We start from the raw sequence: 25,948 nt of genomic DNA on the forward strand, positions 1-25,948 counted from the left end.
TCACCGCCGGCCACGGCCTGCCGGGATCAGCTCTCGCGGGAGCCCGGCCGTCTCGTCGGCACGTGCCCTGCGGGCGCGCGCGACGTGGATGAGGACGTGGATGAGGCCGAGGAAGAACCCGATCGGCAGCACGTACGGGACCAGCCGCACGATCGGCCGCCAGGCCGCCTGGCCCGCGCGGCGTCCGGCCCAGCGGCGGGCCCGGCGGACCCCCAGCAGGCCGAGCCCGAGGTTGAGCACGGTCAGTGCGGCCAGCCAGGGGTCCGCGGTCATGGTGAAGGGTGCCGCTCCGGCGTCGGGGCGGCCCTCGATGAGGTCCACGAGGCCGTCGGCGATGAGGAGCGCGTCGTCACCGGAGATCATCCCCGTGTTGGTGACGACGGCGATGCCGTACCCGCTCGCGGGGAGGAGCACCTGCGCGGAGTCGTGGGTGAGCAGCCAGCCGGTGTGCTGGAGCCGGGGCGCGCCGCCGGCGGTCCTGCCGACCTCCCACCCCATGCCGTACGTGCTGCCGGCCACGCCGGACGCGGTCTGGGCGGTCTCCAGGGTCCTCCTGGGCGGGAACCGCCCGGCCCCGCTCTGCGCGATCAGCCATTTGGCCAGGTCGTCGGCGGTGCTGACGACCCCGAACGAGCCGTTGAGGAACCACTTCGGATGAGAACGCGCTACCAGCCGTCCGTAGGCCCGGACATACCCGGCGCCTCCGCCGGGGAGCTCCTCACTGGTGTCCACGGTCCTGCTGGACGTCATGCCGAGCGGCCGGAACACGGCGGCGTTCAGGTAGTCCGCGAACGGCACCCCGGCCACCACCTCCACCAGCCGCGCCGCGACCGCGTAGTTGGGGTTGTGGTAGGCCATCCGGGTGCCGGGCTCGGTGGCGAGCGGAGCGGCGCGCAGCATCGCGACGGCCTCGCGGAGGGTGCCCGGCGCGGGCAGCGTCAGCTCCGGGAAGCTCAGGTCGCTCATCCCCGAGGTCTGCTGGAGCACCTGGCGCACGGTGATCTTCGCCGCGCGCGGGTCGGCCATGGTGAACCCCGGCAGATAGCTCCGTACGGGGGCGTCCAGGTCGATCTTGTGCTGGTCGGCGAGCCGGAGCACCGCCAGGGCCGTGAAGGACTTGGAGAGCGAGGCGAGCGGCATCGGCGTGGTCTTCGTGATCACCTCGTCACCGGCCGTACGGCCGTAACCCGCGACGTGCACGACCTGGTCGCCCTTGGTGACGGCGACCAGGGCGTCGGGCAGCCGGGTGCGTTCGACATAGTCCCGCAGGTGGTCGTCGACCGCGCCCGCACTCAACTCCCCGGCCTGCGGCGCACTCTCAATCTTCGTCTCGGTCGGCACGGAAGGCGCGGTAAGCACGGTAGGCACGCAGTTCGCGGCGCGCCCGGTGGCGGCTGCGGCGGCGCGCTTCACGCCGGAGGCGGTACCACTCGCGGCCCCCCTCGCCGTACCCGAACAGGTGGTAGGCGTAGCCCGTGGCACTCCAGTGGCAGCCGCTCGTGCGGTGGCTGAGGGACGCGCTGCCGGTGGTGATCTCGGGCGGCAGCGTGCACGGCCCGAAGCGGTGGTCGTGCACCGGCAGGCAGGTCACCATCGGCGCATCGGCCATCCGCACCCACCAGGGCCGGGTCTTGTCGGTCTTGCTCATACGGTCACCTTTCGGCTCCGTGACACCCCGGGACGGGGCCGTCACAAGACCGGATGCACCGTGATCACCTCCGACTTCACCCACGCGTACGCGGAAAATCCCGCTCGCCACGCTACCGCGCGCCGCGAGACCCCGTGAAACACACATGTCTTGGCGGGGCCGGGCGCGCGAAGAATGGCCGCCCGATTATCGGATCGCCGCCCATTCCGCGAGACCGGGCAGCGCCGACTTCGCCACCTTCCAAAAGTCAGTTGCACGCCCAGAATTCCTCAAAATTCCTTGAGCCGAAAACTGCGGCGCGGTTCGCGACGCACCTCTATCGGAGAGCTTAATTTCAGCTGCGGATCGTTTCTGCACGTCATGGAAAGGAACCCTCTATGTTCCGTAGCACCCTCGCGGGCGCCCTGGTGCTGGCCGCCAGCGGCCTCATCCTGGCCGCCAGCCCCGCCGCACATGCCGACCTCAGGGCGCCGTACGCCCGGGCCGGGGCCATCGTCGACGCGGACGGGAAACTGAACAACGGCAAGAACGTCATCGACTCCTGGCGCGCCGGCGTCGGAAGGTACTGCGTCCGGGTCGCCTACGACGTGGACGTGACGGAGGCGCTGATCCAGATCACGCCGCGCAACGCGAGGCGACTGCCGCACATCGCGTACCGGAACCCGTCGTCGACCTGTAAGCACGACAACACCATCACCGTCAACGTCTATGACACGAACACCGGGCGGCTCGCCGACTCCGGTTTCGACCTGGCCATCTCCTGAACGGGACCATAGGGACACAGATATGAAGAACATCAAGCGCATCGCGGCAGGGGTACTCGCCGCAGCCGCCGTCCTGGTTCCGTCCACCGCCCGTGCGGACACCCCGTACGCCCAGGCCTCGGCCAAGGTGGAGGCGGACGGGTCCGTTTCGCACAGCAAGCACATCACCGACGCGTGGCACCCGTCGAAGGGCACGTACTGTCTCGCCGTCGACGACCACGTCGACCTCGACGGTGAGGTGGCGGTGCACGTCACGCCGGTGGGCCTGTACCACACCCCGCGTTCGCTGTCGGTCGAGGTCGGCGGGCACCCGTGCGGCTGGGGGCACGGCAGCACCATCACCGTTTACAGCACGACCACCTACAGGGGTCCGGCTGACACGGCGTTCTACCTGACCGTCTCCTGACGTTCACGGACGATCGATGAAAGGCCGCGCGGCGAGGAACGCGCGGCCTCCCTCATGCCCGGCCCTGCCCTGGCGTCGGCCCTTCTCCGGCCCTGGCCTCGGGGGTTGGGGTGGCCTGCTCACGGGTTTCCGAGAGGGCAGAATTCGCCTATGGACGCCACATTGCGAAAGATCATCGCAGAGCTCAACGAGGCCGCCGCCGAGCACGACGCCACCCGGCCGGACCGGCTGGACCGGTGGCGGGTGCTGGAGCCCGACGCGGGAGAGTTCCTCTGGTTCCTGGCCCAGAGCGTCGCGGCGCGGATCGTCGTGGAGGTCGGCACCTCGCGTGGCGTGTCCACGTTGTGGCTGGCCGACGCGGCCCGCGCGGTCGGTGGTCACGTGCTCAGCCTTGACTCCGACGCCGAGGCCCAGCGGCTCGCCCGGCGCACGGTCACCGACGCGGGACTGGCCGACCGGGTCGAGTTCCGCGTCGAGGACGGCGGCGCCGCGCTCGCCCGCATGCCGGACGGCTCGGTCGACCTGCTCTTCCTCGACGCCGAACGGGTCGAATACCCCTCCTGGTGGCCGCACCCCTTGCGGGTGCTGCGGCAGGGCGGCGTACTCGTGGCCGACAACGCCCTGTCCCACCCCGAGGAGATCGCCCCGTTGCGCGACCTCCTGCTGCGGGATCCGCGCCTGACCGTCACCACGATCAACGTGGGCAAAGGCGAGCTGGTCGCGCTGCGCCGCTGAGAGACGGCGATCCCGGACTCCCGCCGACGATTGACACGAACGTCGCTCCCCGAAAAGATACGGTTATCCGTACAACTTTGAGGCAAAGGCCACCGGATGAGCGAAATCGACTGGGCGCGACGGCTGTCTCTCGAGTCCGGCGCCGCCGTGCCGCTCTACTACCAGCTCCGCGAGCGCCTGCGCGTGGTGATCGGCGAGTGCGAGCCCAACACCCCGATCCCGGCGGAGAAGGACCTGATGGTGTTCGCCGGGGTGAGCCGGGCGACCGCGCGGAGGGCGATCGGCGACCTGGTCCAGGAGGGGCTGCTGGTGGCCCGGCAGGGCAGCGGCACCTACACGGCGCCGCTGGGGGTGGCCTCCGAACTGGGCTCCCGGCCGGCCGGGTTCACCGAGACGATGGTCAGGCTCGGACGCAGGCCGACCACGCAGGTGCTGGAGGCGCGTACGCAGCCGTGCGGCGCCGACGTCGCCCTCGCGCTCGGCCTGGAGACCGGCGCCGAGATCGTCTTCCTGGAACGCCTCCGGCTGCTCGACGGCGAACCCTGCATGATCGAGAGCGCTCATCTCCCCACCGAGCTGGTCCCCGGCCTCCTCCAGGAGGACCTCACCGGGTCCCTCTACGGCCTGCTGCGGCTCAAGTACGGGCTGAGCCCCGCCTCCGGCAGGGAGACCATCGGCGCGGTCAACGCCGACTACCGCCTGGCCGGGCTGCTCCACGTGCCCATGGCCGCGGCCCTCCTGGCCACCGCGCGATCCACGGTCACCGAGGGCGGGCTGCCGCTGGAGTACACGATCCGCCACGCCAGAGGCGACCTCGCCGTCTTCTCCGTCGAGCTCAACGACGCCAAGAACGCCCTGATGAGCCAGGAGGCGCGATGAACCGCCTGTCCAGACGCCGATTACTCGCCGCCGCCGTACTCGCTCCAGCGCTCGCTCCCATACTCGCCGCCTGCGGCGGCAGGGCGGAGCCCGAGGTGCCCGCCGACGGTGTCCCGCGCGGCAAGCTGTCGGTCTGGCTGCACCAGACCCGGGCCTACGACGCGGTGTTCACCCCGCTGCTCCACCAGTACATCCAGGAGTTCGGCGGCGTGGACATCACCCCGCTCTACGTCCCCGTCAACCAGCTCGACACCAAGCTGCTCACGGCGTTCGCCGGCGGCGCCGCGCCCGACCTGTTCAGGATCGGCGGCTGGACCATCCCCGGCCACGCCCGCAAGGGCCGGCTCGCGCCCGCCGGCGAGAAGACCGTCATGGGCGCGTACGACCAGACGGCCCTCGACTCGCTCTCCTACGACGGCAAGGTGTACGGCGTCCCCACCGACTACACCCTCTGCTACCTCTACTACCGCCGCGACCGCTTCGCCGAGGCCGGCCTCGACCCCGACAAGCCGCCCACCACCTGGGAAGAGGTCGCCGAATACAGCAAGAAGCTGACCTCGGCCGACGGCAGGAAGGTCGGCCTGCAGTGGATCCTCGGCAACCCGCAGTGGACCGTCATGCAGCTCCTCGCCCTGGTCAAGGGGAAGGGCGGCACCATACTCAGCCCCGACGGGGCCAAGGCCACGCTGGCCACCGACGCGGGCGTCGAGGCGCTGCGCTTCTACGGTGGCCTGGGCAACGCCAAGCTCTCCAACCCGCTGTCCGGATTCGGGCTGTTCGCCACCGGTGAGGCGGCGATGCTCGTCTCCGGCCTGTTCGCGATGGACCTGTTCCCGACGCTCGACAAGAGGCTGGAGTTCGGCAAGGTCTTCGACATCGCGCCGCTGCCGCGGTTCGACGCCGGGCAGCCGGTGGTGCCCGCGTACACCTGGGGGTGGGCGGTGTCGGCCAAGACGGCGATCCCGTACACGGCCTGGCACTTCATCGACTACCTGCAGCGGCCCGACGTGGCGGCCAGGCAGCTCCGCGACGCGGGGTCGCTCACGCCGGTCAAAGGCTGGGAGAAGCTCACGGGCGCCGACCAGAAGGCCATCGACATCATGGTGGCCTCCGCCCCGCACGCCGACTTCGGCCCGCGTACACCGGTGTGGAACGAGATGGCCAAGGCACTCACCGACGCTGGCGACGCCGTGGCCCACGGCAAGAAGTCCCCCGAACAGGCCGCACTCGACTTCGACCAGGCAATGCGACTCGCGCTATGACGCTCGCCTCAGACCCGACCCGCGCTATGACGCTCGCCCCAGACACGACCCGCGTGGTGACGGCCCCGTCAGATGTGGCCCGCGTTGCGGTGGCCCTCCCCGTGGGGCCCGTGCGGTGACCGCGGTCCAGATGCGGCTCGCGCGGCCGGCCGTGATGTCGGGTGGAGGGCAGCGGCGGGCCGAGGAGCGGGTCGGCGGGATGCTGGCACTGCCCGCGATGCTCTTCTTCGGCGTGTTCTGGCTGCTGCCGTTCCTGTCGGCCTGCTACCTGAGCTTCACCCGCTACGACCTGGCCGGGACACCGGAATGGGTCGGCCTGGAGAACTACCGGCGCATGCTGGAGGACCCCGGCTTCTGGAACTCGGCCCAGGTCACCGCACTCTACACGGCGGCCTCGGTGCTCCCGGCGATCGTGCTGGCGCTGGCGATCGCCGTACCGCTGGCCAGGCCGGGACGGCTCAACGGCGTGCTGCGCGGCCTGATCATGATCCCGGCGGTGATGCCGCTCGTGGCCACCTCGGTGGTGTGGCGGATCATCTACGCCGACGGCGGCCCGGCCAACACGGTGCTCGGCCTGGCAGGGCTGGGGCCGGTGTCCTGGCTGACCGACGAACGGGTGGCGATGTGGGCCCTGGTCGTCATGGTCACGTGGAAGCACCTCGGGCTCTTCGTGATCATCCTGACGGCCGGGCTCCAGGGGCTGCCCCGCGACGTGTACGAGGCGGCGTCGCTGGACGGCGCCGGACCCGTACGCGCCTTCTTCTCGATCACCCTCCCGCTGCTGCGCAGGACCCTGCTGTTCGTCCTGGTCATCGCCGTGGTGGGGTCGATGCAGGCGTTCATCCCCGCGTTCCTGCTGACCGGGGGCGGGCCGGCGGGGGCCACCGAGGTGCTGCCGTACTACATGTGGTCGACCGCCTTCTCCTTCGAACGCATGGGCTACGCGTCGGCCATGGCGATGGTGCTGCTCGCCGGGCTGATCGTGCTGTCGCTGGTGCAGTTTCGCTTCCTGCGGGGCGGCGCCGATGACTAGGGTCGTGCTCCCGCTGGTGGTGGCGATCATGCTGCTGCCGATCGGCGTCATGGTCGTCGTGGCGTCCGCGCCCGCCGGGAGCGGACTGGACGGCGCCGGCGGTTTGGGCGGCGGCTCCGGGTTCGGCCTGTTCGCCAACATCGCCGAGATGTTCGCGAGCGGCGACTTCCCCGTCTACTTCCGCAACAGTCTCATCCTCTCCTCCGGCATCGCCGTCCTCGACGTGATCTTCGCCGGCGCGGCGGGCTACGCGCTGGCCCGGTTACGCTTCCCCGGAAGCAGAGCGCTGTTCGTGCTGGTCGTCGGCACGCTGGCCCTCTCGCCGACCGTCGTGATGGTCCCCGTGTACGTGATCGTCCACCAGCTCGGCTGGATCGACACCTTCCAGGGCATGATCGTGCCGAGCATGATGAGCGCGTTCGGCGTGTTCCTCGTCAGGCAGTTCGCGCTCGGCCTGCCCGAGGAGCTCCTGCTCGCGGCGCGCATCGACGGGGCCGGCGAGTTCCGGATCTTCGCCACGATCGCGCTTCCGCTGCTCCGGCCCGCGCTGCTCACGCTGTTCCTGCTGCAGTTCCTCGCCCAGTGGGACAACCTGCTCTGGCCGCTGCTCGTCGCCAACGACCCCGCGCTGTGGCCGTTGCCGGTCGGGATCTCCCAGCTCCAGACCCAGATCGGCTACGACATCCGGCTGATGACGACCGCCGCGCTGGTCACCGCGGTGCCGCCGATCGTGCTCATGTTCCTCCTCCAGCGCTACTACGTCGCCGGACTGACCCTCGGGGGTGTCAAGAAGTGAACGCCTTCGGCGAGTGGACCCTCGTACACGGGCTGCCCGCGTTCTCGTACACGATGAACCAGGACGCCGACCCACGGGCACTGTGGGACCCGATCCTCGATCCGCCGACCCGGCGGCACTTCGTCCACCTCGGGAACCGGCGGATCACGCTGGTCGCCGACAACTACGGCCTCTGCGACCTGTTCGACGAGCACACGGGGCTGCGCTGGCTGACCCGCGGCACCGGCGTCACCAGGATCGGCGGCCTGTGCACGGCGGGCCCGGCGACGGAGCGCCTGTTCGGGCCGACGTTCGTGCGCGTGCGGGTGGCGGGGGAGGGGCTGTCGCTGGAACGCACCGTGCTCTGCCCGGAGGGGGAGCAGCCCTGGGTCCTGATCCGACTACGGGTCCACAACCAGACCAACGATCCGGTACGGCGAACACTGATCGAGGAATGGAAACCCCGCCCCGCCGAGATCAAGCTCATCAGCGGCGCACCACCACCCCCCGACCCCGCATCCGAACTGATCGACAAGACAGCGGCCACTCCGGCCCCCGGACCCGATTCGGCCGTTGGTGCGGCGGAGGCTATGGAGCCTGGTCTGGACTCGATGGGTGGGGGTTCGGGGCCTGAGGTTGAGCTGGGCGGTGGTGGGACGCGGGGTGTGGGACCCGGGCCGGGTTCGAGCGGGGGTGGGGTGCCGGTTTCCGGTTCTGGGCTCGGCTTGAGTGGTGGGTTCGTGGCTGTTCCCGAGTCGGGTCTCGAACTGGAGTTGCTCGGTGGTGGGGAGCGGAGCCGGTCGGGGCGGATCGTCGTTCCGCTCGATCTTGAGCCGGGCGCGGAGCAGGTCATCGAGTTGCGCTACGGCTTGTTGGGCGAGGGCTCGACGGACACCGACGACCTCGTCGAGCGCAGTATCGCCGGGCTCGCCGCCCGGTTGCCCCGGGCGAGCGCCGTACAGGCTCCCGAGGCCGAGCGGGACGTCCCCTGGCACGCGGCGCTGCTGTCGGGCGGTGCCTGTGCCGACGGTGTGCTCGGTGGGCACACCCTGGACCAGGGATCGTGTTACTCCTTCAGGCACGGCTTCAACGGGGCCGCGCGCGATCCGCTGCAGCACGCCCTGCCCCTCGTGTACACCGAACCCGACCTGGCGCTCTCCGTCCTGCGCAACACCTGTGCGTGGGGGAGCCCCGACGGCGACCTGCCGTACGCGCTGCGACCCGACAAATCACCGTGGACCGAGCTGTTCCGGCCGTCCGACCAGAACCTGTGGGCGCTGTGGCTCGCCGCCGAGTACCTGGCCGCGACCGGGGACGTAGGGGCATTCGGCGCGGACGTGCCGTACCACCCGGCGCACGACGCCCCGCCCGTGCCGCTGGGCGAGAACCTGCGGCGGCAGTTCCGCTTCTTCGCCGATGTCGTCGGCCGGGGCGAGCACGGGCACGTACGGATCCTCAACGCCGACTGGAACGACCTGGCGATCTCCAGGAGCGGCGTACCCGCGGCGGACATGATCGAGCACGGGGAGTCGGTGCTCAACTCGGCGATGGCGGCCTGGGTGCTGCCCCGGTACGCGGCGGTGGCCGAACGGCTCGGTGATCACGCGACGGCGGCCGAGGCGCGCAAGCTCGGCGACACGCTGCGCGAGCTCGTGGCGGGCGAGTGGAACGGGCGCTGGTTCCGCCGTGCCCATGGCCCTGGGGCGGTGGTCGGGGAGGACGACCTGTGGCTGGAGGTCCAGCCGTGGGCGATCCTGTGCGGGGCCGCCTCGCCCGAGCAGGCCCGCGCGCTGCTGGACAGGATCGAGGCCACGGCCGCCGCCGGCTCCCCTCTGGGCGCCCGCGTACGGTGGCCGGTCCTGCCGGGCAGCGGGGCCGGGGACAGCGCGATCTGGTACGCGATCAACATGACCCTCATCTGGGCCGCCGCCGAGCACGCGCCCGACCTGGGATGGGCCTGGTGGCGGCGAATGTCGCCGGCCGCCCACGCGGCGGCCTACCCGGACGTCTGGGAGGGCACCCTGTCCGGTCCCGACGCCTATCTGCCGCCCGAGTCGGCGCGTCCGGGCCGCACCTGGGACCTGGCGGACGTCGGCGTCGCCATGCAGGCCTACCCGGTGGCCAACCTGCACGCGCACGCCCAGCCGCTGCTCGCCTACCTGCGCCTGCTGGGCGTCGCCCCCGACCCCGAAGGCCGCCTGCACGTCGGTGGCACCCCTGAAGGCCGCCTGCTCGGGTCCGGTCAAGGGCGTCCGCACGTCGGGGACGGTATCGATGGTCGTCGGCGTGGCGGAGGTGGGGCGTCGTTCGAGAGCCGGGTGCTGACCGTCGCATCGGACGGGAGCGGGCGCCTATCGACCCTGGGCCCGGTCGAGGTGGTCACTGCGTCCGGTGTCGTCTCCGGCGCCGGCTCCCTCACATGGTGAGCCCCGGCGTCGGAGGCACCACCGTGATGAGGCTCGGCGTGGATGCGGGGGCACCACCGTGATGAGGCTCGGCGTGGATGCGGGGGGCGCGGCCGGCATGAGGCTCGGGGTCGATGTCGGGGGCAGCACCGTGAAGTGGGTGATCCTCGGCGAGACCTCGGAGGTGATCGACTCCGGGGCCGTCCCCACGCCGTCCGGCCCGGACGAGGTGGTGGAGCTGGTCGGCGGGCTGGTACGGCAGGGCGTGGGGAGCATCGGGATCGGGCTGCCCGGTCACGTGGACCGGGCCGCCGGGATCGCGCTGTTCGTGCCCAACCCACCGGGCGAGTGGACCGGCCACCCCATCGGCCTCGCGCTCGGCGAGCGCACCGGGCTGCCGGTGGCCGTGGTCAACGACGCCCGCGCGTTCGCCCTGGCCGAGCTCCGTACGGGCGCCGCCCGCGAGCTGTCCGACGTGCTCTTCGCCGTGCTCGGGACCGGGATCGGCGGGGCCGTGGCGCTCGGCGGCCGGATCCTCGCCGGGCCCCGCGACAACCTGGGCGAGGTCGGCCACATCACGGTCGACGCCGACGGCCCACCGTGCTGCTGCGGCAACCGCGGCTGCGTCGAGACCTACGCCGCGGGCCCCGGGATCGTACGGGGGCTCGACGGTTTCGCCACCGCGGCGGCCGTCGCGGCGGCGGCGCGGGCGGGGCACCCGGCGGCCAGGGAGGCGATGAGCCGGGCCGGCCGGGCGCTGGGGGTGGCGCTGGGGGACGCGATGGCGCTGCTCGGGATCGGGACGGTCGTCGTCGGGGGCGGTGTGGCGGGGTCGCTCGACCTCATGCTGACCGCCATGCGGGAGGAGTTCGAGCGGCGGCGTCCGCTCATCGGTGACGTGGCGGTGCTGCCTGCCGCGCTCGGCTCCCGGGCCGGGGCGATCGGCGCCGCACTCTATGGAGGTGAACCGTAATGAAGTGGATCAAGCGGGCGATGGAGTTGCTCGAGGAGATCGAGCGGACCCAGGAGGAGCCGATCGCGGCCGCGGCCGAGATCGCGTCGCGGGTGATCGGCGGCGGGGGAGTGGTGCACACGTTCGGCACCGGGCACTCGCGCATGGGCGTGGAGGAGTTGTTCCCCCGGTACGGCTCCTATCCCGGTTTCCACCCCATCGTTGAGCTGTCGACGACGTTCTACACGCAGGTCGCGGGGCCGAACGGGATGCGGCAGGCGATGTTCATCGAGCGCGTCGAAGGTCTGGCGGAGCAGATCCTGGCCAACTACGAGCTGCGGCCCACGGACGCGGCGATCGTGTTCAGCGTCAGCGGCCTCAACGCGGTCCCGATCGAGCTGGCCATGGGGCTGCGCAAGGCGGGCGTGCCCGTCGTCGCGGTGACGTCGAGCCGGGAGACGATGGCGGCCGAGCCCGGCCATCCGAGCGGGACGCGGCTCTGCGACCACGCCGACGTGGTGATCGACCTCCGCACACCCGTGGGCGACGCGTTGTGCCAGGTCGACGGCCTGGCCGAGCCCGTCGGGCCGGGCAGCACGGTCGCGGTCGTCGCCGTGGTCAACGAGATCAAGGTCCGTACGGCGGAGCGGCTCGCCCGCGACGGCCTGGTCCCCCCGGTCATCTCCAGCGCCAAGCTCGTCGGCCGGCAGCGCTCCGACGAGCTGTTCGAGGCCGCCTACCTGGAGCACGCGCGCCGGGCCGCCGAGGTGCTGAGAAAGCCCGGCGCATGACCGTCGTGGTGGCCGGATCGAGCGGCGGCATCGGCCGGGCCTGCATGGAGGCGGTGACGGAGGCGGGCGGCACGACGTTCGGCGCCGACCTGGCCGACGGCATCGACATCACCGCGCCGGGCGGCGCCGAGCAGGCCATCGCCCGGGCGTCGGCGGCCCACGGGGCGATCAGCGGGGTCGTCCACGCGGTCGGCATGTCCGGGAGAAGGCTGGGCGACGGCGGCATCACCGCATGCAGTGACGAGGCCTGGAATGAGGTGCACAGGGTCAATCACGCCTCGGTGTTCCGGCTGCTGCGCGCGGCGATCCCGGCCATGGGGGAGGGCGGGTCGATCGTGGTGATCGGCTCCGCGCTCGGGACCTCGCTCGACGACGACTTCCACACCGTGGCCTACGCCTCCTCCAAGGGGGCCCTGATCCCGCTGATCAGATCGGCCGCCCGCGAGGCGGCCCCGCGCGGAGTGCGGATCAACCTGATCTCGGCCGGGCTGGTGGCCACCCCCATGAGCCGCCGCGCCCAGACCGACCACGCCATCCAGGCCAGGCTCCCCGAGCTCATGCCCCTGGGAGCCCGGCTCTGCACCCCGGAGGACATCGCCGCCGCCGTCCTCTGGCTGCTCTCGCCGGCCGCCGGCCGTACGACGGGGGCGGTCATCCCCGTCGACGGCGGCTGGCACCTTCGATGAGAGGAACCCCCGTGAACGTGTTGTGGGAAGGCGACGTGATCGTCGCAGGAGGCGGCAGCGCGGGCTGCGCCGCCGCCGTGGCGGCGGCCCGCGCCGGCGCCCGCTGCCTGCTGGTGGAGAGCTCCGGATTCCTCGGCGGTACGGGCGCCGCCGTGCTCGACACCTTCTACGGCTTCTACGCGCCGGGACCCGGGTCGCCGCGTGTCGTCGGCGGCATCGGGTGGGAGGTGTGCGAGCGGCTGTTCGCCACCGGTTCGGCCTTCGAGCGGCCCAACACCTACGGCGCGGGAACGGGCGTCACCTACGAGCCGGAGGCGCTCAAGGTCGTGTGGGACGAGCTCACCGCCGGCGTCACCGTCCTGTTGCACGCCAGGGTCTGCGGCACGGGCGACGTGGTGGAGACCGTCGCCGGGCGCGTCGCGGTCAGGGCGCCGGTGGTCGTCGACGCCACCGGGGACGCGGAGGTCGCCTGGTCGGCCGGGGCCGCGCTCGAACGGCCCGGCATGCGCCTGCAGCCGATGACCACGACGTTCCGGCTCGGCGGCGTGGACCTGTCGGCCACCTCGACGGCCGAGCTGCACTCCCTGATGGCGCAGGCGGGCGACGCCTACGACCTGCCCAGGCGCGACGGGTCGGTGCACCGGACCGTGCACGACGGAATCGTGCACACCAACCTCACCCGGGTGAGCGGCCTGGACCCGACGGATCCGCTGGAGCTGTCGCGGGCCGAGCGGGAGGGGCGGCGGCAGGTGGGCGAGTACGTGCGCTTCCTGCGGGAGAAGGTCCCGGGGTACGGCTCCGCCGTCCTGCTGGGCACCTCGACCCGGATCGGGGTCCGGGAGTCCCGGCGCCTCCAGGGGCGCTATGTCCTGACCGCCGACGACGTACTGACCGGCAGGGACCACGCCGACACGATCGCCCGCTGCGGTGCGCCCATCGAGGACCACGATTCCGGGTCCGGCACCCGCTGGGAGTACGTCCGCGACTTCGGCACCTACGGCATCCCCTACCGCTGCCTGCTCCCGGCCGAGCCCCCCGAGACAGCCGAGACCCCCGCGCCCGCCGGGCTGATCGTCGCCGGGCGCTGCCTGTCGGCGACCCACGACGCGCACGCCTCCGCCCGGTCGATGGCGCAGTGCATGGCGATGGGCCAGGCGGCCGGCACCGCCGCCGCCCTCGCCGTGGAGACCTCCCGCGACCCGGCCGAGATCGACGTCGACGAGCTGCGCACCCGGTTGCGCGCGAACGGAGCCATCCTGTGAGTGTCCGGACCGTGCTGGGCGACGTCGAGGAGCTCGGCGTCACCTACGCTCACGAGCACCTGTTCATGACCGGCGACTGGGCCGTGCGCAACGAGCCCGACTACCGCCTCGACTCGCTGGAGGCCGCCGTCGAGGAGGTCTCGGCGGCGCGGCGGCTCGGGCTGTCCGCGGTCGTCGAGATGACCCCGCTGGGGTTCGGCCGCAGCCCCCGGCTGATGCGGGCGCTCGCGGAGCGGACCGGCCTGCACGTGGTGGCGGTGACCGGGTTCCACAAGAGCACCTACTACAGCGACGCCCACTGGCTGCACCACTACGACGTGGACGAGATCGCCGGCCTGCTGGTCTCCGAGATCGAGGAGGGCATGGACGACCTTGGCCTCGTCGGCCCGATCATCCGGCGCTCGCCCGCGCGGGCCGGCGCCATCAAGCTCGCCGCCGGCTACCACAGGCTGCCGGGCGACCGGCTGATCAGCGCCGTCGCGCAGGCCTCCCGGCGGACCGGGGCGCCGGTCGTCACCCACTGCGACAAGGGCACGATGGGGCACGAACTGCTGGACGCGCTCGCGGTGGACCGGGTGGTCCTCGGGCACATCGACCACAACCCCGACGTGGGGTATCTCGCCTCGCTGGCGGAGCGGGGCGCGTACCTGGCCTTCGACCGGCCGGGGCGGATCAAGTACGGGCCCGACAGCGACGTCGTGGCGCTCGTCGAGGCGCTGGCCGCGCGGGGGCTGGGGCACCGGCTGCTGTTCGGCATGGACCTCGCCCGCCGGTCGTACTGGCCGAGTCTGGGGGGTGGGCCCGGCCTGTCGTACCTGCTGGACCGGTTCGTCCCGCGGCTGACGGCGGCAGGGCTGGGCGAGGTGGCGACGGCGGCGCTGACCGCCAACGCCACCGCCGCCTTCGCGCTGCGTTAGGGGAGGTTCTTCTGGGCGGTGTCCTGCCAGGAGGAGTTGGTGCCGATCTCCGGCGCGGAGCCGGCGAAGGCGCCGCGGGCGTAGGAGTCGCCCTGGAGCGTGTACATGAGCCAGGCGGTCAGGTAGCCGAGGAAGCCGCCGCCCGTGCCCTGGATCGTGTTGTGCCCGGCGCCCTTGAGCATGGCCTTCGCGGCGGCGCCGGGGACGGCGTTGTAGTAGGCCAGGACGGCGGAGTGCGGGGAGATCAGCCCGTCGGCGGTGCCGCTGAGGAACAGGACGGGGCAGGCGATCTGGTCCACGAAGAACTTGTCGCCCGAGCCCACCCAGATCGGGGCGGGCAGCGCGATCGGCACCACCGACGTGATCAGGCCGCCCGACTTGGTGGCCGTGTTGACGGCGCCGCCCGCGCCCTGGGAATGCCCGACGGCGCCGACCTTGGTCACGTCGAGCCTGCCGTGGAAGACGCTCGAGGCGTCGGTGTTCCGGCCCACCATGTACGTCGCGGCCGCGATCATCTCCGAGCCGGTGCCCGTCGTCGTGTCGGTCGACGCGACCACCACGAACCCCCAGGACGCGAGCTGGTTGAGCACGCCCGGATACTGCGTGGGGACCGCGTTCGTGCCGTTGCCCCAGGTGATGATCGGATGCTTGAAGCCCCCGGCGCCGAGGTCGGTCGGGTAGTAGAGCTTGTACGCGGTGCCGGCGTCCGCCGTGGTGACCGCCCACGGACCGGCGACCTCGTAGTGGGACTCGATCGTGTCGGCGGCCCGCGCGGGGGAGACCATGACCCCCAACAGCAGCACCACGGCGACCAGAAGCTTCATACGGCCTCCAGATTTGTACGGATGACCGTATCTTTAGCTTCACTGGAGACGCTGTCAATGGTTAGATCCGGTTCATGGAACATGTGCCCACGGCGGCCGAGATGCTCGCCTGGATCGAGACGATCACCGCCCGCGGCGTCCGGCGGCCCGGCTACCCGGCGGACGCGTGGACCGAGCGCTGGCTCGCCGACCGCTTCGCCGAGTTCGGGCTGCGGGTCGAGCTCGAGCCGGTCGAGACCCCCCGCTGGCGGCCCGGCACGGGGTCGCTCCGGCTCGACTCCGGCGAGGAGTTCACCGGCTTCCCGCTGCCGTTCACGGCCCCGGCCGCCGGGCTGCGGGCCAGGATCGCCCCGCTGGCCGACGCCGGGCCGGGGGACATCGCGGTGGACGAGCTGGCCTTCACCGAGCTGCCGCAGTCGTACGTCAAGACGATCGCCACCTCGTTCCACGACCCCGAAGGCATCTTCGACTCGCTCGTCCAGACCCTGCCGTTCGGGCCGCGCATGATGGCGGTCGTCGAGCCCGCCCTGGAGGCGGGCGCCGCCGGCTATGTGGGGGCGCTGACCGGCCTGCCGTGGGACACGCGCGACTACTACGTCCCCTACGACGCGGTCCAGCGGCCCATCCCCGGCCTGTGGCTGTCGGGGCGGGACTCACGGCGGCTCATCGAGCGGCTCCCGTGCACCGGCGAGCTGGTCGCCGAGTCGGTCACCGACCGCGTGACCACGCACAACGTCGTCGCGACGCTGCCGGGCGACTCGCCGCACTGGGTGATCGTGGCCTCGCACCACGACGGGCCGTGGGCCTCGGCGGTCGAGGACGCCTCCGGCATCGCGCTCGTGCTCGCCGCGGCCCGGCACTGGTCACGGGTGCCGCGGGAGGAGCGCCCGCACAACCTGCTCTTCCTGGTCACCTCCGGGCACATGGCGCACGCGGCCGGGACCAGGGCGTTCATCGAACGGCACCGCGCCATGCTCGCCGACGTCGTCCTTCAGGTGCATCTTGAACACGCGGCGCTGCGCTGCGAAGGCGTCGATGGCCGGCTCGTGCCGACCGCGGATCCCGAGGTCCGCTGGTGGTTCACCAGCCGGCTGCCCGAACTGGAGGACCTGGTGGCCCGGACGCTGGAGGCCGAGGGGCTGCGCAGGTCGTTCGTGCTGCCGCCGGACGCGTTCTCCCCGATGCCGCCCACCGACGGCGCGTTCTTCCACCCCGAGGGCGTGCCCCTGGTCCACTTCCTGTCGGCACCGATGTACCTGTTCGACTCGGCCGACACCATCGACAAGATCGACGTGGCGGGCCTCGAACCCCTGGCCCGCGCCGCCGTCCGCATCGTGGCCGGCACCGCTGGGTGGACCCGGCCCGGCCTCACTCCGTGATCAGGAAGCGCTTGGACAGGCCGGTGATGCGCAACATCGTGGCCAGGCGGGGCGAGGGCGCGTTCAGCACGAGCGTGATGCCCATCTGCCGGGCGCGGCGCTGCACGCCGACCAGGACGGCCAGCCCGGTGACGTCGCCGAACACCAGGCCGGACATGTCAAGGACGAGGACGCCCTGGCTGCGGTCCAGCACGTCCATCAACTGTGCGCGCAGGGCCTTGCTGGTGAAGATGTCGATCTCGCCGGACAGCCGGACCGTGGTGGACGGATCCAGCGTGCCGGGAGGTGTGGTGTCGAGAACGGTCATGGATGCTCCGATCGTTGAGGTGGAAGCCGGACGGAAGACCGGACCGGCGGCGGGAACGGCCCGCTGCCGGCTGGTCCCACCTCTGCCCTGAGCCCGTCCCGTCAGGCCACCTTGTGGTGGTGGGCCTCCGGACGGTGAGAAGGCGGGCCGTGTGAGCCCGCTCTCGGGAAGGCTGAGACGCTCAGCGGTCTCAGCGGCTGCGCCGGGGGCGCAGGGCCACCAGGTGCCGCCCGGTGCGGCAGGCACGCCGGGGGAGAGACTCCATGGTTCACGAGAGGTACGAGATGCCGGCGTCATGATCGCCCGCCCCGTCCAGACCCGTCACCGGGTCGAATCCGTGTATCGCCGGGGGCGACGCCAACCTGAATGCCAACGCACGAAGTGTCCTCGGTATCTCCAGTCTACCTCGCCGCATGCGCCACCGCCTGCCCGTGAACTCCGCGTTTCCCGAAGCCGGCGCCGCCGATTTCGCTATACGGCGAAACGTGTGCTAGGCTGATGAATGTTGCAGTTGTGGTACCCATAAAAAGACTTTGTGTGCGCCCCGATTGATCATGATCGTTGGGGCGCATTTTTGTTTGCCGGTCATTTCCGGATGGGCTCATCGTGGCGACACGGGTTTCGCACAGTGCGGATCCGTTTTTCTACCTATCTGAAGGAGATCGACATGGCTACTGGCACCGTGAAGTGGTTCAACTCCGAAAAGGGCTTCGGCTTCATCGCCCAGGACGGCGGCGGCGCCGACGTCTTCGCCCACTACTCCAACATCGTCGCCAACGGCGGCTACCGCGAGCTGACCGAGGGACAGAAGGTGTCCTTCGACGTCGTTCAGGGCCAGAAGGGCCCCCAGGCGGAGAACATCGTCGCCGCCTGATCCGGCGCGCGACCCGAGTCCGGGCCCGTACCCCACGTGGGTGCGGGCCCGGACCCGTTCCCGGGCCGAATGCCCCATTCCACGGGGCTGATCGGGCGGCGTAGGCTGGTCTCACCTGGGACACTCCGCATGTCGACAACAGCGTCGGCGTCGCCTCAGGCCAACCGGCCCTGCATGCCGGAGACAGGCGGCACGTCAGATGCCGAACCACCACCTACCTGTCACACCCATTGCTCTGCAATCGGCCAGGGTGTTCCTGGAGCCGACGCTGACCCGGGACGGAGCCCTCGACGGGGCCTGGTGGCCGTACTCCACCGACCTCCAGCGCGAACTGCCCGCCCTCATCCGCCTCCTGCAGGATCGGCTCGGCCCCATCCTCAGGGTCCGGCTCGACGTGGCCGCCTGGGACGCCATCCCCGTCCACCTCTTCGTCGACGGGCGGTTCCTGCGCGTCAGCGGCCTGTCCGCGACGCCCAACACGATCCGGATGATCCGCGGCAACCAGGACGGTTTCCTGCTCCTGGTGATCCCGCCGGACACCACCGATCCCGTCGCCACCGCCGCGATGCGAACCGCCGCCCGCACGGGCAACACCTTGTCCGCGGGCGAGATCCTCGCCCACTGTCATCCGGCCTCGCTGCGTGACTCGCCGGGCACCAGGATGCGCCGCTACCGTGACTCCGACCAGGCGGCCGTGCTCTCGCTGGTCGACGCCGACCGCCTGCCCGGGCAGCCCGCGTGCACGCCCGCCGAGCTCGACCAGGCCATCGCCGGAACGTGCCGCCGTGACCCGGCGTCCTGGGCGGACCTGCGCCGCCCCGGCACCGACGTCATGGTCGACCCGGACGGCCGCGTCATCGGCGCGGTGTCCCACGCGCTGCACCGCAACGACAGCTCCGGGCACATCCTGTGGCTGCACGGGCTGGAGATCGTGTCCGTGGTGGAGGCGCTCGTCTCCCATGCCCTGCGCGAACTCGGCGGCCGGCCCACCGTCCACGCCTTCACCGCCGCGCTCGGCCTGGGGCTCGCCGCCCTGCCGACGAGCCACCGGCCCGTCACCAAGAAGGTCCTCGAACACGCCGGGTTCTCCGGGCGGGACACCTGGCGATACCTGCACCGCGTCGTGTCACGCGACCTCGGCCGGACGGAGTCCCCGCCGATCGAGGTGGTGCGGAGCGAGGCTCCGCCAGGGTGGTGGCTCAAGGCCAAGGACGACGACGGCTCCCCGGAACTCGTCGCCCAGGAGCCGCTGGACGGCCTCGGCGTCCTGTGGTGGTTCGGCGCGGACGCCCGTCACACCGACGAGACGCTGGAACGGGCCCTCCTCCAGGAGGCCGACCGCCTCCTGCGCGACCACGGCGCGTCGGAGACCATCCTGTACGCGGCCGGCGACCCCGCCGGGCCCCTGTTCGGCGCCGCCGGCTTCACCCCGGTCGACCATCTCGTCTCCTACGTCCGGCGAGCCGCCGCCACGAGCTGACCGGCGCGCCACCCGGGCACGATCGTGCGCGAGGCGCGGATCACGGATGGACGGCGCGGATCTCCGTGACGACGAACTCGTCCACGATGTGCCGGTTCTGCAGCAGGAACCCGATGACGCCCGCCACCGCCTCCGCCGCGGCGGCCGCTCTCACCTGGCCGCTCAGCAGGTAGACGAGCGGGGTCGACGGCTGGGTGAGGGCGAAGTTGCGGTCGTGCCGGTGGATGTCCTGCAAGGCCCTGATCGGGATCGGCCGCATGGTGGTGAACCATGCCGCGACCTCCCACAGCGGCAGCGCCGAATCGGCGTCGGCGGAGGCGTGGTAGCAGGGGACGCAGCCCTGTCCGGCGTGCCGGCCGTGCGGGCAGGTCCACTGGGCGATGTGGGCCTGGCTGCGGTCGCGGGTGTTCAGGACCGCCGATTCGATGACGCGCCGGCGCACCGGGCGCGCCGGCTCCGGCGACGGAGGGAAGGAGCCGCTGATGGTTGATCGGATCCCTTCGCGCTGACGTTCCGGATGGTCACCCTAGTCTCGCACGGGACGCCCTGCCGAACGCTCATCGCATCGCCTGAACATGCGCGGTGACCTTGGCTCCCGGCCGGTCCGTGGATGTGCGGTCCCCGTCGAGACATCGGATGAAGAGTCTCATGGAAAGCGGGTATGGCCGCTCTGAGGAAGATGTCCCCGGGGATAGGTCCGATCTAAGGATTGACGGCCAAGCTCTCGGGTGGTCATGTCGTTTGTAACACCTATGAGAGGCGGGTGGACCTGTATGTCCCAGCCGAAGGACCAGGGCACGAAGCGACCACGCAGGATTCACGAGAAGAAGGTCAGGACCCGCGGCGAGGAGACGACCTGGCACAAGCCCGACTACCAGGTGGTCGAAGCGTCGATGGAGATGTCCGCGTACTTCCTGGCCACCAGGTAACCCGGGCGACGCCATGCGACTGCAGGTGCTCGGCACCGCGGCCGGTGGCGGCGTGCCCCAGTGGAACTGCGCGTGCCCCGGATGCTCCGGGGCGCGCGACCACCCGGGCCGCCGGCGGCGCCACGCCAGCCTCGCGGTGCAGGCGGCCGACGGCTGCTACGTCGTCAACGCCACGCCCGACATCGCCGACCAGATCGAGGCGTGCGCGTGGCTGCGCCCCGGCCCCGGCCCGCGGCAGTCACCGCTGAAGGGGGTGATCCTCACCGACGCCGAGCTCGACCACACGATCGGCCTGCTGCGGCTGAGAGAGGCCGACCGGCTGGAGGTGCGCTCGACCCCCGTCGTACGCCAGGCGCTGCGCCCCTTCGCCGACATCCTCCGGCCCTACCTGCAGATCACCTGGGCCGACGCCGACACCATCCCCATCTCCGGCAAACGACCCCGCTACGCCGAGCTCCCGGCGCCCCCCGACTCCACGGGCTGGGTGTCCGCGTCGCGCCTCACCGACGGCGCCGCCACGCTGATCTACGCTCCCGCCATGGGCGTCTGGCCGGACGAGCTGGACGAGGCCTTCGCCACGGCCGACTGCGTGATCGTCGACGGCACCTTCTGGGACGACGACGAGCCCCGGCGCACCGGGATCTCCGCCAAGACCGCCACCCAGATGGGCCACCTGCCGATCACGGCCACCATGGAGCGCCTCTCCCGGCTCCCGGGCCGCCGCCTCTACACCCACTTCAACAACACCAACCCCCTCCTGGACCCGTCCGCCGACCAGCACAAGACGCTGGCCGAGCTGGGCGTCGAGCTGGCCGCCGAAGGGATGGTGATCGACCTGTGAACGGTTTCGAGGCGGAGCTGCGCGCCGTACCGGAGAAGCGCTACCACCACCTGCACCCGTTCAACCAGCGCATGCACGCGGGCGAGCTGACCCACGACGAGCTGCGGGGGTGGATACTCAACCGATTCCACTACCAGCGGCACATCCCGATCAAGGACGCGTTCATCCTGGGCAAGCTGACCACGCCCGAGCTGCGCCGGATGTGGCTGCGCCGGATCCAGGACCACGACGGCACCAGGCCGGGAGAGGGCGGCATCGAGCGGTGGCTGCGCCTCGGCGAGGCCGCCGGCCTGAAGCGCGAGCTGTTGCTGTCGGGCGAGGGCGTGCTGCCGGGGGTACGGCTGGCGGTCGACGGATACGTGAACCTGTGCCGCAACGGCTCCGTGCTGGAGGCCGTGGCGGCCTCGCTGACCGAGTTGTTCGCGCCCGACCTGATGCGTACCAGGATCGCCGCCTTCGAACGGCACTATCCGTGGATCGACCCCGAAGGGCTGCGTTACTTCCAGATCCGCGTCTCCCAGGGCCGCCAGGACAGCGGCGAGGCCCTGGACCTGGTGCTCGGCTGGGCGCGGAGCCGTACCGACCGGGAGAAGGCCGTCGCGGCGCTCGCCTACAAGTGCGACGTGCTCTGGGCGCTGCTCGACGCGGTGGACGGGGCGTACCGATGAGCGGGCCGGCGGGCTGGCGGCCCGCCCTGTCGCGCTCGGCCGTGCTCCGCCACGATCCGGTACGGCAGGCGGAGCTGCTCATCGTGCCCGAGCGGATCGTCGTGCTGAACGAGGAGGCGGCGGCCATCGTCGCGCTCTGCGACGGGCAGCGGACGGTGGCCGACATCGTGGCGGGCATCGTGGCGGAGTTTCCCGAGGGCGACGAGGCCGACGTCGTGGAGTTCCTCGACCGGGTGCGCGCCGAGGGGTGGCTGCGGTGAACCCGCCGTGGGCCATGCTGGCCGAGCTCACGCACGCGTGCCCGCTGCGCTGCCCGTACTGCTCCAACCCGGCCGAGCTGGCGGCCAGGTCGAGTGAGCTGGGCACCGGGGAGTGGCAGCGGATCATCGAGGAGGCGGCGGCGCTCGGTGTGGTGCACGCCCACCTGTCCGGCGGCGAGCCGCTGCTCCGGCGTGACCTGGCGCGGATCGTGGCGACGGCCGAGCGGGAGGGCGTCTACACGCAGCTCGTCACCAGCGGCGTCGGGCTGACGGAGCGCCGGCTCGGCGAACTGGCCGGGGCGGGGCTGCGCAGCGTGCAGTTGTCGGTCCAGTCGGCCACGCAGGGGGACTCGGACCGGATCGCGGGGGTGGCCTCGTTCGCGCGCAAGGAGCGGGCGGCCGCCGTCGTGACGGCCGGCGGGCTGCCGTTCGGGCTGAACGTGGTGCTGCACCGGGCGAACCTCGACGCCGTGGGCGAGATCATCGAGCTGGGGCTGGCATGGGGCGCGGAGCGCATTGAGCTGGCCAACACCCAGTTCTACGGGTGGGGCCTGCTCAACAGGGCGGCGTTGCTGCCGACCAGGGAGCAGCTCGCTCGGGCGGAGGCTGTTGTACAGAAATATCGCGAAAATTCGGCGATTGAGCTTATCTGGGTGGTTCCTGATTACTTCGACGGTGTGCCCAAGCCCTGCATGGGCGGGTGGGGGGCGATCTCGATCACCGTCGCGCCCGACGGCCGGGTGCTGCCCTGCCCGGCCGCGTACGGTCTGCCGCTGGAGCTGCCCAGCGCCCGTGAGCGCTCGCTCGGCTGGATCTGGGAGCATTCGCCCGCCTTCAACGCCTACAGGGGCACCGCCTGGATGAGCGGGCCCTGCGCCGGCTGCCCGCGCCGGGAGGTCGACTTCGGCGGCTGCCGCTGCCAGGCGTACGCGATCACCGGCGACGCCGGGCGTACCGATCCGGCCTGCGCGCTGTCGCCGGACCATCACCTGATCTCCGAGCTCGCCGGCGGCGGCGCCTGGACGTACCGGCGTCCGGCCCCCAGGTGAGCGGCCGGACGCGCTCGCGCCGCCGCTACAGCCGGCGCAGCACCTGCATGGCCTCCTTCTCGATGCGTGACAGGTCGTGGAGGATGACGCCGGCCCGCTCCAGATGCGCCACGTCGCCGCTCTCCCCGGCCTGGGCGATCAGCGCGGCCACGTCCGTCCACATGACGGCGGCCTCGCCGTACAGCTTGTGGCCGGTGCGCAGGCCGCCGTTGTCGATCAGCTCGGCGCACTCGCCGAGGAAGTCGCGGTAGAGGGCCCGGAACAGGGCGCCGCCGGTGCCGGCCCGCTCCATGAGGAGGGCGGCCTGCGGCAGGTCGCGCCGCGGCTGCTCCGCGCGGAGCAGCCAGGTGGGCACCTGGCGGGCGGTCTTCTCGATGCCGCGATGGCCCAGGTTCGCGATGGGGGCGGCGAGGAAGGCGTCGGCGCAGGCCTCGATGGCGGGGATGAGCCGGTCCTGCCAGCGGAGCGGGCCGTCCGGCAGCGTGATGGTGAAGGAGCGGTGCCTGGCGGTCATCGGGCCGCGTTCGGCCCTCGCCCTGGCCAGGCCGGTACGGCTGGTGCGCACCGCGCCGCCCTGCTGGTCGGTGTCCACGAGGTAGGCCTGGTCGTCGTCGTAGCCGTACATGGCGACGACGTGACCGCCGAAGTGCACCTGGGACTGAAAGTAGTCCAGGTGGTAGCTGTCGAGCTGGAGCCCCACCGGCCGGCCGGCGTCGATCTGGGCGGCCACGTTCTCCCACGCCCTGCGTGGCGAAGTGGTCTCCTGGGTCCGCAGCCTCAGCCCCAGCCGGCCGGCCAGGTTCTGGGTGAGGACGAACGGCTTGACGCGGCCACCGAGAAAGGGGAAGGGCATGCCCTTGCCGTCCCAATAGACGAAGGACAGGCCCGAGCCGAGCCCGAACAGCATGGGCTCCGACAGATCGAGCCCCTCGTGCCGCAGCAGCACCCCCAGCGCCGTCGTCTCGCAGTGCCGCAGCCCCCGGGCCTCGACGTCCTTCACGATCGTCATGCGCGCGTCGCTCTCCTCGATGAGTGGCCATCCTGGTGTACGGAGCCGCCGCCCGGCCCGCACGCGGCCCCGGTCAACGGTCACGGGTAGAGCATGAGGTCTCCCCCAGGGGGAGAGTCCAGCCCGGCCCGCCTGGCCGGTTCAACAGTTCGGGGCTCCCGTCCGGTCTATAGGGAGACGGACGAGGAAAGGTTTGCACATTGGAGGAGGACTCCCGCTTCGAGAGCTTTGTCGCGGAGCGAGCCGACGCGTTGCTGCGCTACGGCTACGTGCTCAGCGGCAACGCGCATGACGCGGCGGACCTGACGCAGGAAGCGCTGATCCGGTTGCACCGCACCTGGTCACGCGTACGGCGCAAGCACAACCCGGAGGCGTACACCCGAACGATCATGGCCAGGCTGCACATGAACGCCTGGCGGCGGCGCAGCCGCGAGCACCTGAGCTGGGACCTGCCGGACACCGACCACCACGACCTGCTGCCCTCCGACATGGAGCAGGGGTTGTGGCAGGAGCTCGGGGGACTGCCACGCAAGCAGCGCGCGGTGCTCGTCCTGCGCTACTACGAGGATCTGCCGGACGAGGAGATCGCCGAGGTGCTGGGCATCTCGCGGGGCACCGTCCGCAGCCATGCCTCTCTGGGCCTGAGCAAGCTCCGCTCCGCCCTTCCCCAACCCGCGGCCGTCGAGGAGGGCCTGTCATGACCGACGACCTGGAGACGTACCTGCGCAGCACGCTCGGACACGCCTCCGAGCGGGCCCCGCTCGCGCCCGCCGGGCTCCCCGGGCGGATCGTCGCGCGCTCGCGGCGCCGCAGGATGCGCCTGCACGCCATGCTCGCGGGCGTGGCCGCGGCGGCGGTCGCCGTGCCGCTCGCCGTGATCCAGCCCGCCGGAACCGGCCCCGGCGTCGGCACCGGAACGATGGACCCCGCCCGGTACGGCGAGCGGGACCTGCAGAAGCGGCCGCCGGTCGGCGAGCGGCTGGTCATCGACAACCCCTCGGAAGGCAGGCCGATCGAGTTCTGGTTCACCCGGGCGGAGAGCGGGTCCGTGCACCTGTGCGTACGGACGCAGATCCGGGAGGGCGGGAGCCGCTCCTTCTGCGGGAACGATCCGGCGGCCGGGTCCGCCTCCCTGAAGGGCTCCACGGAGTCCTGGCCGCCGCGCGACTCGGTGCTGTACTACGGCGCCTCGGGCGAGGGGGTGAGCGCGGTCACGGCCGTGACCGCGCAGGGGGTCAGGACACAGGGGACGATCCGGCGCCCGGCGGGCGCTCCGCAGTCCATCTGGACCGTGACGCTCCCGTCCACGGCCAAGGTGTCCTCCTTCGAGTTCGCCGACGCCGGGGGCGCGGTGCGGGCCTCGGTCGAGAACCGGCGCCTCACCGTGCCGGAGGCGACGGCGGCGCCGGCCGGCAAGGAGCGCAGGCTGGGCGGCGGCCTGACGGCCAACGTGTACAGGACGCCCGACAGGACGCTGATCTGGAAGCTGGACGGCAAGCCGGTCGGCACCCATCTGGTCCGGGAGAAGGGCCTCATGACGGACCTGGGCGGCCACACGTACCCGGTCGAGCTGCGCGAGCGGGACCATCGGTGGTTCGGCATCGCCAGTGCCGAAACGGCCGAGGTCGAGCTGGTCTTCGCCGACGGGAGCACCGTCTCGGCGCGCGCCCGCCGCGACCCCTGGGACATCGGCGTACGCCTGTTCGCCGGCACCCACGATCGGGACGGGGACATCTATGAGGAGGGGTTCCAGATCGTCGGTCACGACGCCGACGGCAAGGAGATCTGGCGTCAGCCGCACTAGGTGATCCAA

At 71.6% G+C, this 25,948-nt stretch carries 29 protein-coding genes; 23 read left to right on the forward strand and 6 right to left on the reverse strand.

Features of this window, described 5'->3' with window-relative positions; translation table 11 throughout:
* Window positions 1-1,341, reverse strand: a complete 1,341-nt coding sequence (locus AB0I15_RS33050; protein ID WP_358103929.1) for a serine hydrolase domain-containing protein — start codon at window positions 1,339-1,341, stop codon at window positions 1-3.
* On the reverse strand, window positions 1,319-1,648 hold the full coding sequence (locus AB0I15_RS33055) for a hypothetical protein (RefSeq protein WP_358103932.1): 330 nt from the start codon (window positions 1,646-1,648) through the stop codon (window positions 1,319-1,321). Before AB0I15_RS33055 ends, AB0I15_RS33050 begins: the two co-directional genes overlap by 23 nt.
* A 377-nt stretch (window positions 1,649-2,025) precedes the next feature.
* On the opposite strand from AB0I15_RS33055, the gene AB0I15_RS33060 reads away from it, so the two are divergent.
* The 13 genes from AB0I15_RS33060 (at window position 2,026) to AB0I15_RS33120 (ending at window position 14,515) form a co-directional block, all read left to right on the forward strand.
* On the forward strand, window positions 2,026-2,412 hold the full coding sequence (locus AB0I15_RS33060) for a hypothetical protein (RefSeq protein WP_358103935.1): 387 nt from the start codon (window positions 2,026-2,028) through the stop codon (window positions 2,410-2,412).
* Between the two features lie 22 nt (window positions 2,413-2,434).
* Window positions 2,435-2,818 (forward strand): hypothetical protein, encoded by a 384-nt coding sequence (locus AB0I15_RS33065; protein WP_358103938.1) that lies wholly within the window; start codon window positions 2,435-2,437, stop codon window positions 2,816-2,818.
* 150 nt (window positions 2,819-2,968) lie between these two features.
* Window positions 2,969-3,553: a class I SAM-dependent methyltransferase gene (locus AB0I15_RS33070; protein WP_358103941.1), complete on the forward strand. Its 585-nt coding sequence runs from the start codon at window positions 2,969-2,971 to the stop codon at window positions 3,551-3,553.
* A 96-nt stretch (window positions 3,554-3,649) separates the two neighbouring features.
* On the forward strand, window positions 3,650-4,432 hold the full coding sequence (locus AB0I15_RS33075) for a GntR family transcriptional regulator (protein WP_358103944.1): 783 nt from the start codon (window positions 3,650-3,652) through the stop codon (window positions 4,430-4,432).
* Window positions 4,429-5,694, forward strand: a complete 1,266-nt coding sequence (locus AB0I15_RS33080) for an ABC transporter substrate-binding protein (protein ID WP_358103947.1) — start codon at window positions 4,429-4,431, stop codon at window positions 5,692-5,694. The genes AB0I15_RS33075 and AB0I15_RS33080 overlap by 4 nt, the downstream gene beginning before the upstream one ends.
* A gap of 115 nt (window positions 5,695-5,809) precedes the next feature.
* Entirely contained in the window at window positions 5,810-6,727 is a 918-nt protein-coding gene (locus AB0I15_RS33085) for a sugar ABC transporter permease (RefSeq protein ID WP_358103950.1), read from the forward strand.
* A complete protein-coding gene (locus AB0I15_RS33090; protein WP_358103953.1) occupies window positions 6,720-7,523 on the forward strand; it encodes a carbohydrate ABC transporter permease in 804 nt (267 codons plus the stop codon). Before AB0I15_RS33085 ends, AB0I15_RS33090 begins: the two co-directional genes overlap by 8 nt.
* The gene (locus AB0I15_RS33095) at window positions 7,520-9,928 is read left to right on the forward strand and encodes a hypothetical protein (protein ID WP_358103956.1); all 2,409 of its coding nucleotides are present in this window, start codon (window positions 7,520-7,522) and stop codon (window positions 9,926-9,928) included. Before AB0I15_RS33090 ends, AB0I15_RS33095 begins: the two co-directional genes overlap by 4 nt.
* 73 nt (window positions 9,929-10,001) lie before the next feature.
* The gene (locus AB0I15_RS33100; protein WP_358103959.1) at window positions 10,002-10,880 is read left to right on the forward strand and encodes an ROK family protein; all 879 of its coding nucleotides are present in this window, start codon (window positions 10,002-10,004) and stop codon (window positions 10,878-10,880) included.
* Window positions 10,880-11,650, forward strand: a complete 771-nt coding sequence (locus AB0I15_RS33105; protein WP_358103962.1) for a sugar isomerase domain-containing protein — start codon at window positions 10,880-10,882, stop codon at window positions 11,648-11,650. The genes AB0I15_RS33100 and AB0I15_RS33105 overlap by 1 nt, the downstream gene beginning before the upstream one ends.
* Complete coding sequence (locus AB0I15_RS33110) at window positions 11,647-12,336, forward strand: SDR family oxidoreductase (RefSeq protein WP_358103965.1); 690 nt, start codon at window positions 11,647-11,649, stop codon at window positions 12,334-12,336. The genes AB0I15_RS33105 and AB0I15_RS33110 overlap by 4 nt, the downstream gene beginning before the upstream one ends.
* Window positions 12,337-12,347: 11 nt before the next feature.
* Window positions 12,348-13,598: an FAD-dependent oxidoreductase gene (locus AB0I15_RS33115; protein ID WP_358103968.1), complete on the forward strand. Its 1,251-nt coding sequence runs from the start codon at window positions 12,348-12,350 to the stop codon at window positions 13,596-13,598.
* A complete protein-coding gene (locus AB0I15_RS33120; protein WP_358103970.1) occupies window positions 13,595-14,515 on the forward strand; it encodes a hypothetical protein in 921 nt (306 codons plus the stop codon). Before AB0I15_RS33115 ends, AB0I15_RS33120 begins: the two co-directional genes overlap by 4 nt.
* Here the strand turns inward: AB0I15_RS33120 and AB0I15_RS33125 are convergent.
* A complete protein-coding gene (locus AB0I15_RS33125; protein WP_358103973.1) occupies window positions 14,512-15,339 on the reverse strand; it encodes an alpha/beta hydrolase in 828 nt (275 codons plus the stop codon). The genes AB0I15_RS33120 and AB0I15_RS33125 overlap by 4 nt on opposite strands.
* A gap of 74 nt (window positions 15,340-15,413) precedes the next feature.
* Here AB0I15_RS33125 and AB0I15_RS33130 point away from each other — a divergent pair, with 74 nt between their 5' ends.
* The gene (locus AB0I15_RS33130; protein ID WP_358103976.1) at window positions 15,414-16,718 is read left to right on the forward strand and encodes a M28 family peptidase; all 1,305 of its coding nucleotides are present in this window, start codon (window positions 15,414-15,416) and stop codon (window positions 16,716-16,718) included.
* Here the strand turns inward: AB0I15_RS33130 and AB0I15_RS33135 are convergent.
* Window positions 16,708-17,025 (reverse strand): STAS domain-containing protein, encoded by a 318-nt coding sequence (locus AB0I15_RS33135; protein ID WP_358103979.1) that lies wholly within the window; start codon window positions 17,023-17,025, stop codon window positions 16,708-16,710. The two genes, AB0I15_RS33130 and AB0I15_RS33135, sit on opposite strands and share 11 nt — an antisense overlap.
* 667 nt (window positions 17,026-17,692) lie before the next feature.
* Between AB0I15_RS33135 and AB0I15_RS33140 the strand changes: the two genes are divergently transcribed.
* Both AB0I15_RS33140 and AB0I15_RS33145 read left to right on the forward strand, forming a co-directional pair.
* A complete protein-coding gene (locus AB0I15_RS33140) occupies window positions 17,693-17,899 on the forward strand; it encodes a cold-shock protein (RefSeq protein WP_139637865.1) in 207 nt (68 codons plus the stop codon).
* Window positions 17,900-18,149: 250 nt separating this feature from the next.
* Window positions 18,150-19,379 (forward strand): DUF5994 family protein, encoded by a 1,230-nt coding sequence (locus AB0I15_RS33145; RefSeq protein ID WP_358103982.1) that lies wholly within the window; start codon window positions 18,150-18,152, stop codon window positions 19,377-19,379.
* A 40-nt stretch (window positions 19,380-19,419) separates the two neighbouring features.
* Here AB0I15_RS33145 and AB0I15_RS33150 read toward each other — a convergent pair whose 3' ends face one another.
* Window positions 19,420-19,821: a hypothetical protein gene (locus AB0I15_RS33150; RefSeq protein WP_358103985.1), complete on the reverse strand. Its 402-nt coding sequence runs from the start codon at window positions 19,819-19,821 to the stop codon at window positions 19,420-19,422.
* 331 nt (window positions 19,822-20,152) lie between these two features.
* Here AB0I15_RS33150 and AB0I15_RS33155 point away from each other — a divergent pair, with 331 nt between their 5' ends.
* The 5 genes from AB0I15_RS33155 to pqqE are packed head-to-tail and all read left to right on the forward strand — an operon-like array spanning window position 20,153 to window position 23,126.
* Window positions 20,153-20,308 carry a hypothetical protein gene (locus AB0I15_RS33155; protein ID WP_358103988.1) on the forward strand — a complete coding sequence of 52 codons (156 nt, stop codon included), beginning with the start codon at window positions 20,153-20,155 and terminating at the stop codon, window positions 20,306-20,308.
* A 13-nt stretch (window positions 20,309-20,321) separates the two neighbouring features.
* Window positions 20,322-21,149, forward strand: coding sequence for an MBL fold metallo-hydrolase (locus tag AB0I15_RS33160; RefSeq protein ID WP_358103991.1), 828 nt, complete (start codon window positions 20,322-20,324; stop codon window positions 21,147-21,149).
* Window positions 21,146-21,817, forward strand: a complete 672-nt coding sequence (gene pqqC / locus AB0I15_RS33165) for a pyrroloquinoline-quinone synthase PqqC (protein ID WP_358103993.1) — start codon at window positions 21,146-21,148, stop codon at window positions 21,815-21,817. The genes AB0I15_RS33160 and pqqC overlap by 4 nt, the downstream gene beginning before the upstream one ends.
* On the forward strand, window positions 21,814-22,077 hold the full coding sequence (gene pqqD, locus AB0I15_RS33170) for a pyrroloquinoline quinone biosynthesis peptide chaperone PqqD (RefSeq protein WP_358103996.1): 264 nt from the start codon (window positions 21,814-21,816) through the stop codon (window positions 22,075-22,077). Before pqqC ends, pqqD begins: the two co-directional genes overlap by 4 nt.
* Window positions 22,074-23,126, forward strand: coding sequence for a pyrroloquinoline quinone biosynthesis protein PqqE (pqqE, locus tag AB0I15_RS33175; RefSeq protein ID WP_358103998.1), 1,053 nt, complete (start codon window positions 22,074-22,076; stop codon window positions 23,124-23,126). The genes pqqD and pqqE overlap by 4 nt, the downstream gene beginning before the upstream one ends.
* Window positions 23,127-23,151: 25 nt before the next feature.
* Here pqqE and AB0I15_RS33180 read toward each other — a convergent pair whose 3' ends face one another.
* Entirely contained in the window at window positions 23,152-24,219 is a 1,068-nt protein-coding gene (locus AB0I15_RS33180) for a BtrH N-terminal domain-containing protein (RefSeq protein ID WP_358104001.1), read from the reverse strand.
* A gap of 116 nt (window positions 24,220-24,335) precedes the next feature.
* On the opposite strand from AB0I15_RS33180, the gene AB0I15_RS33185 reads away from it, so the two are divergent.
* Both AB0I15_RS33185 and AB0I15_RS33190 read left to right on the forward strand, forming a co-directional pair.
* Window positions 24,336-24,836: a SigE family RNA polymerase sigma factor gene (locus tag AB0I15_RS33185; protein ID WP_358104004.1), complete on the forward strand. Its 501-nt coding sequence runs from the start codon at window positions 24,336-24,338 to the stop codon at window positions 24,834-24,836.
* Window positions 24,833-25,939, forward strand: coding sequence for a hypothetical protein (locus tag AB0I15_RS33190; RefSeq protein WP_358104007.1), 1,107 nt, complete (start codon window positions 24,833-24,835; stop codon window positions 25,937-25,939). Before AB0I15_RS33185 ends, AB0I15_RS33190 begins: the two co-directional genes overlap by 4 nt.
* Window positions 25,940-25,948: the final 9 nt, after the last annotated feature.

This window comes from Nonomuraea sp. NPDC050643, from assembly GCF_040654715.1.
Classification (GTDB): Bacteria; Actinomycetota; Actinomycetes; order Streptosporangiales; family Streptosporangiaceae; genus Nonomuraea.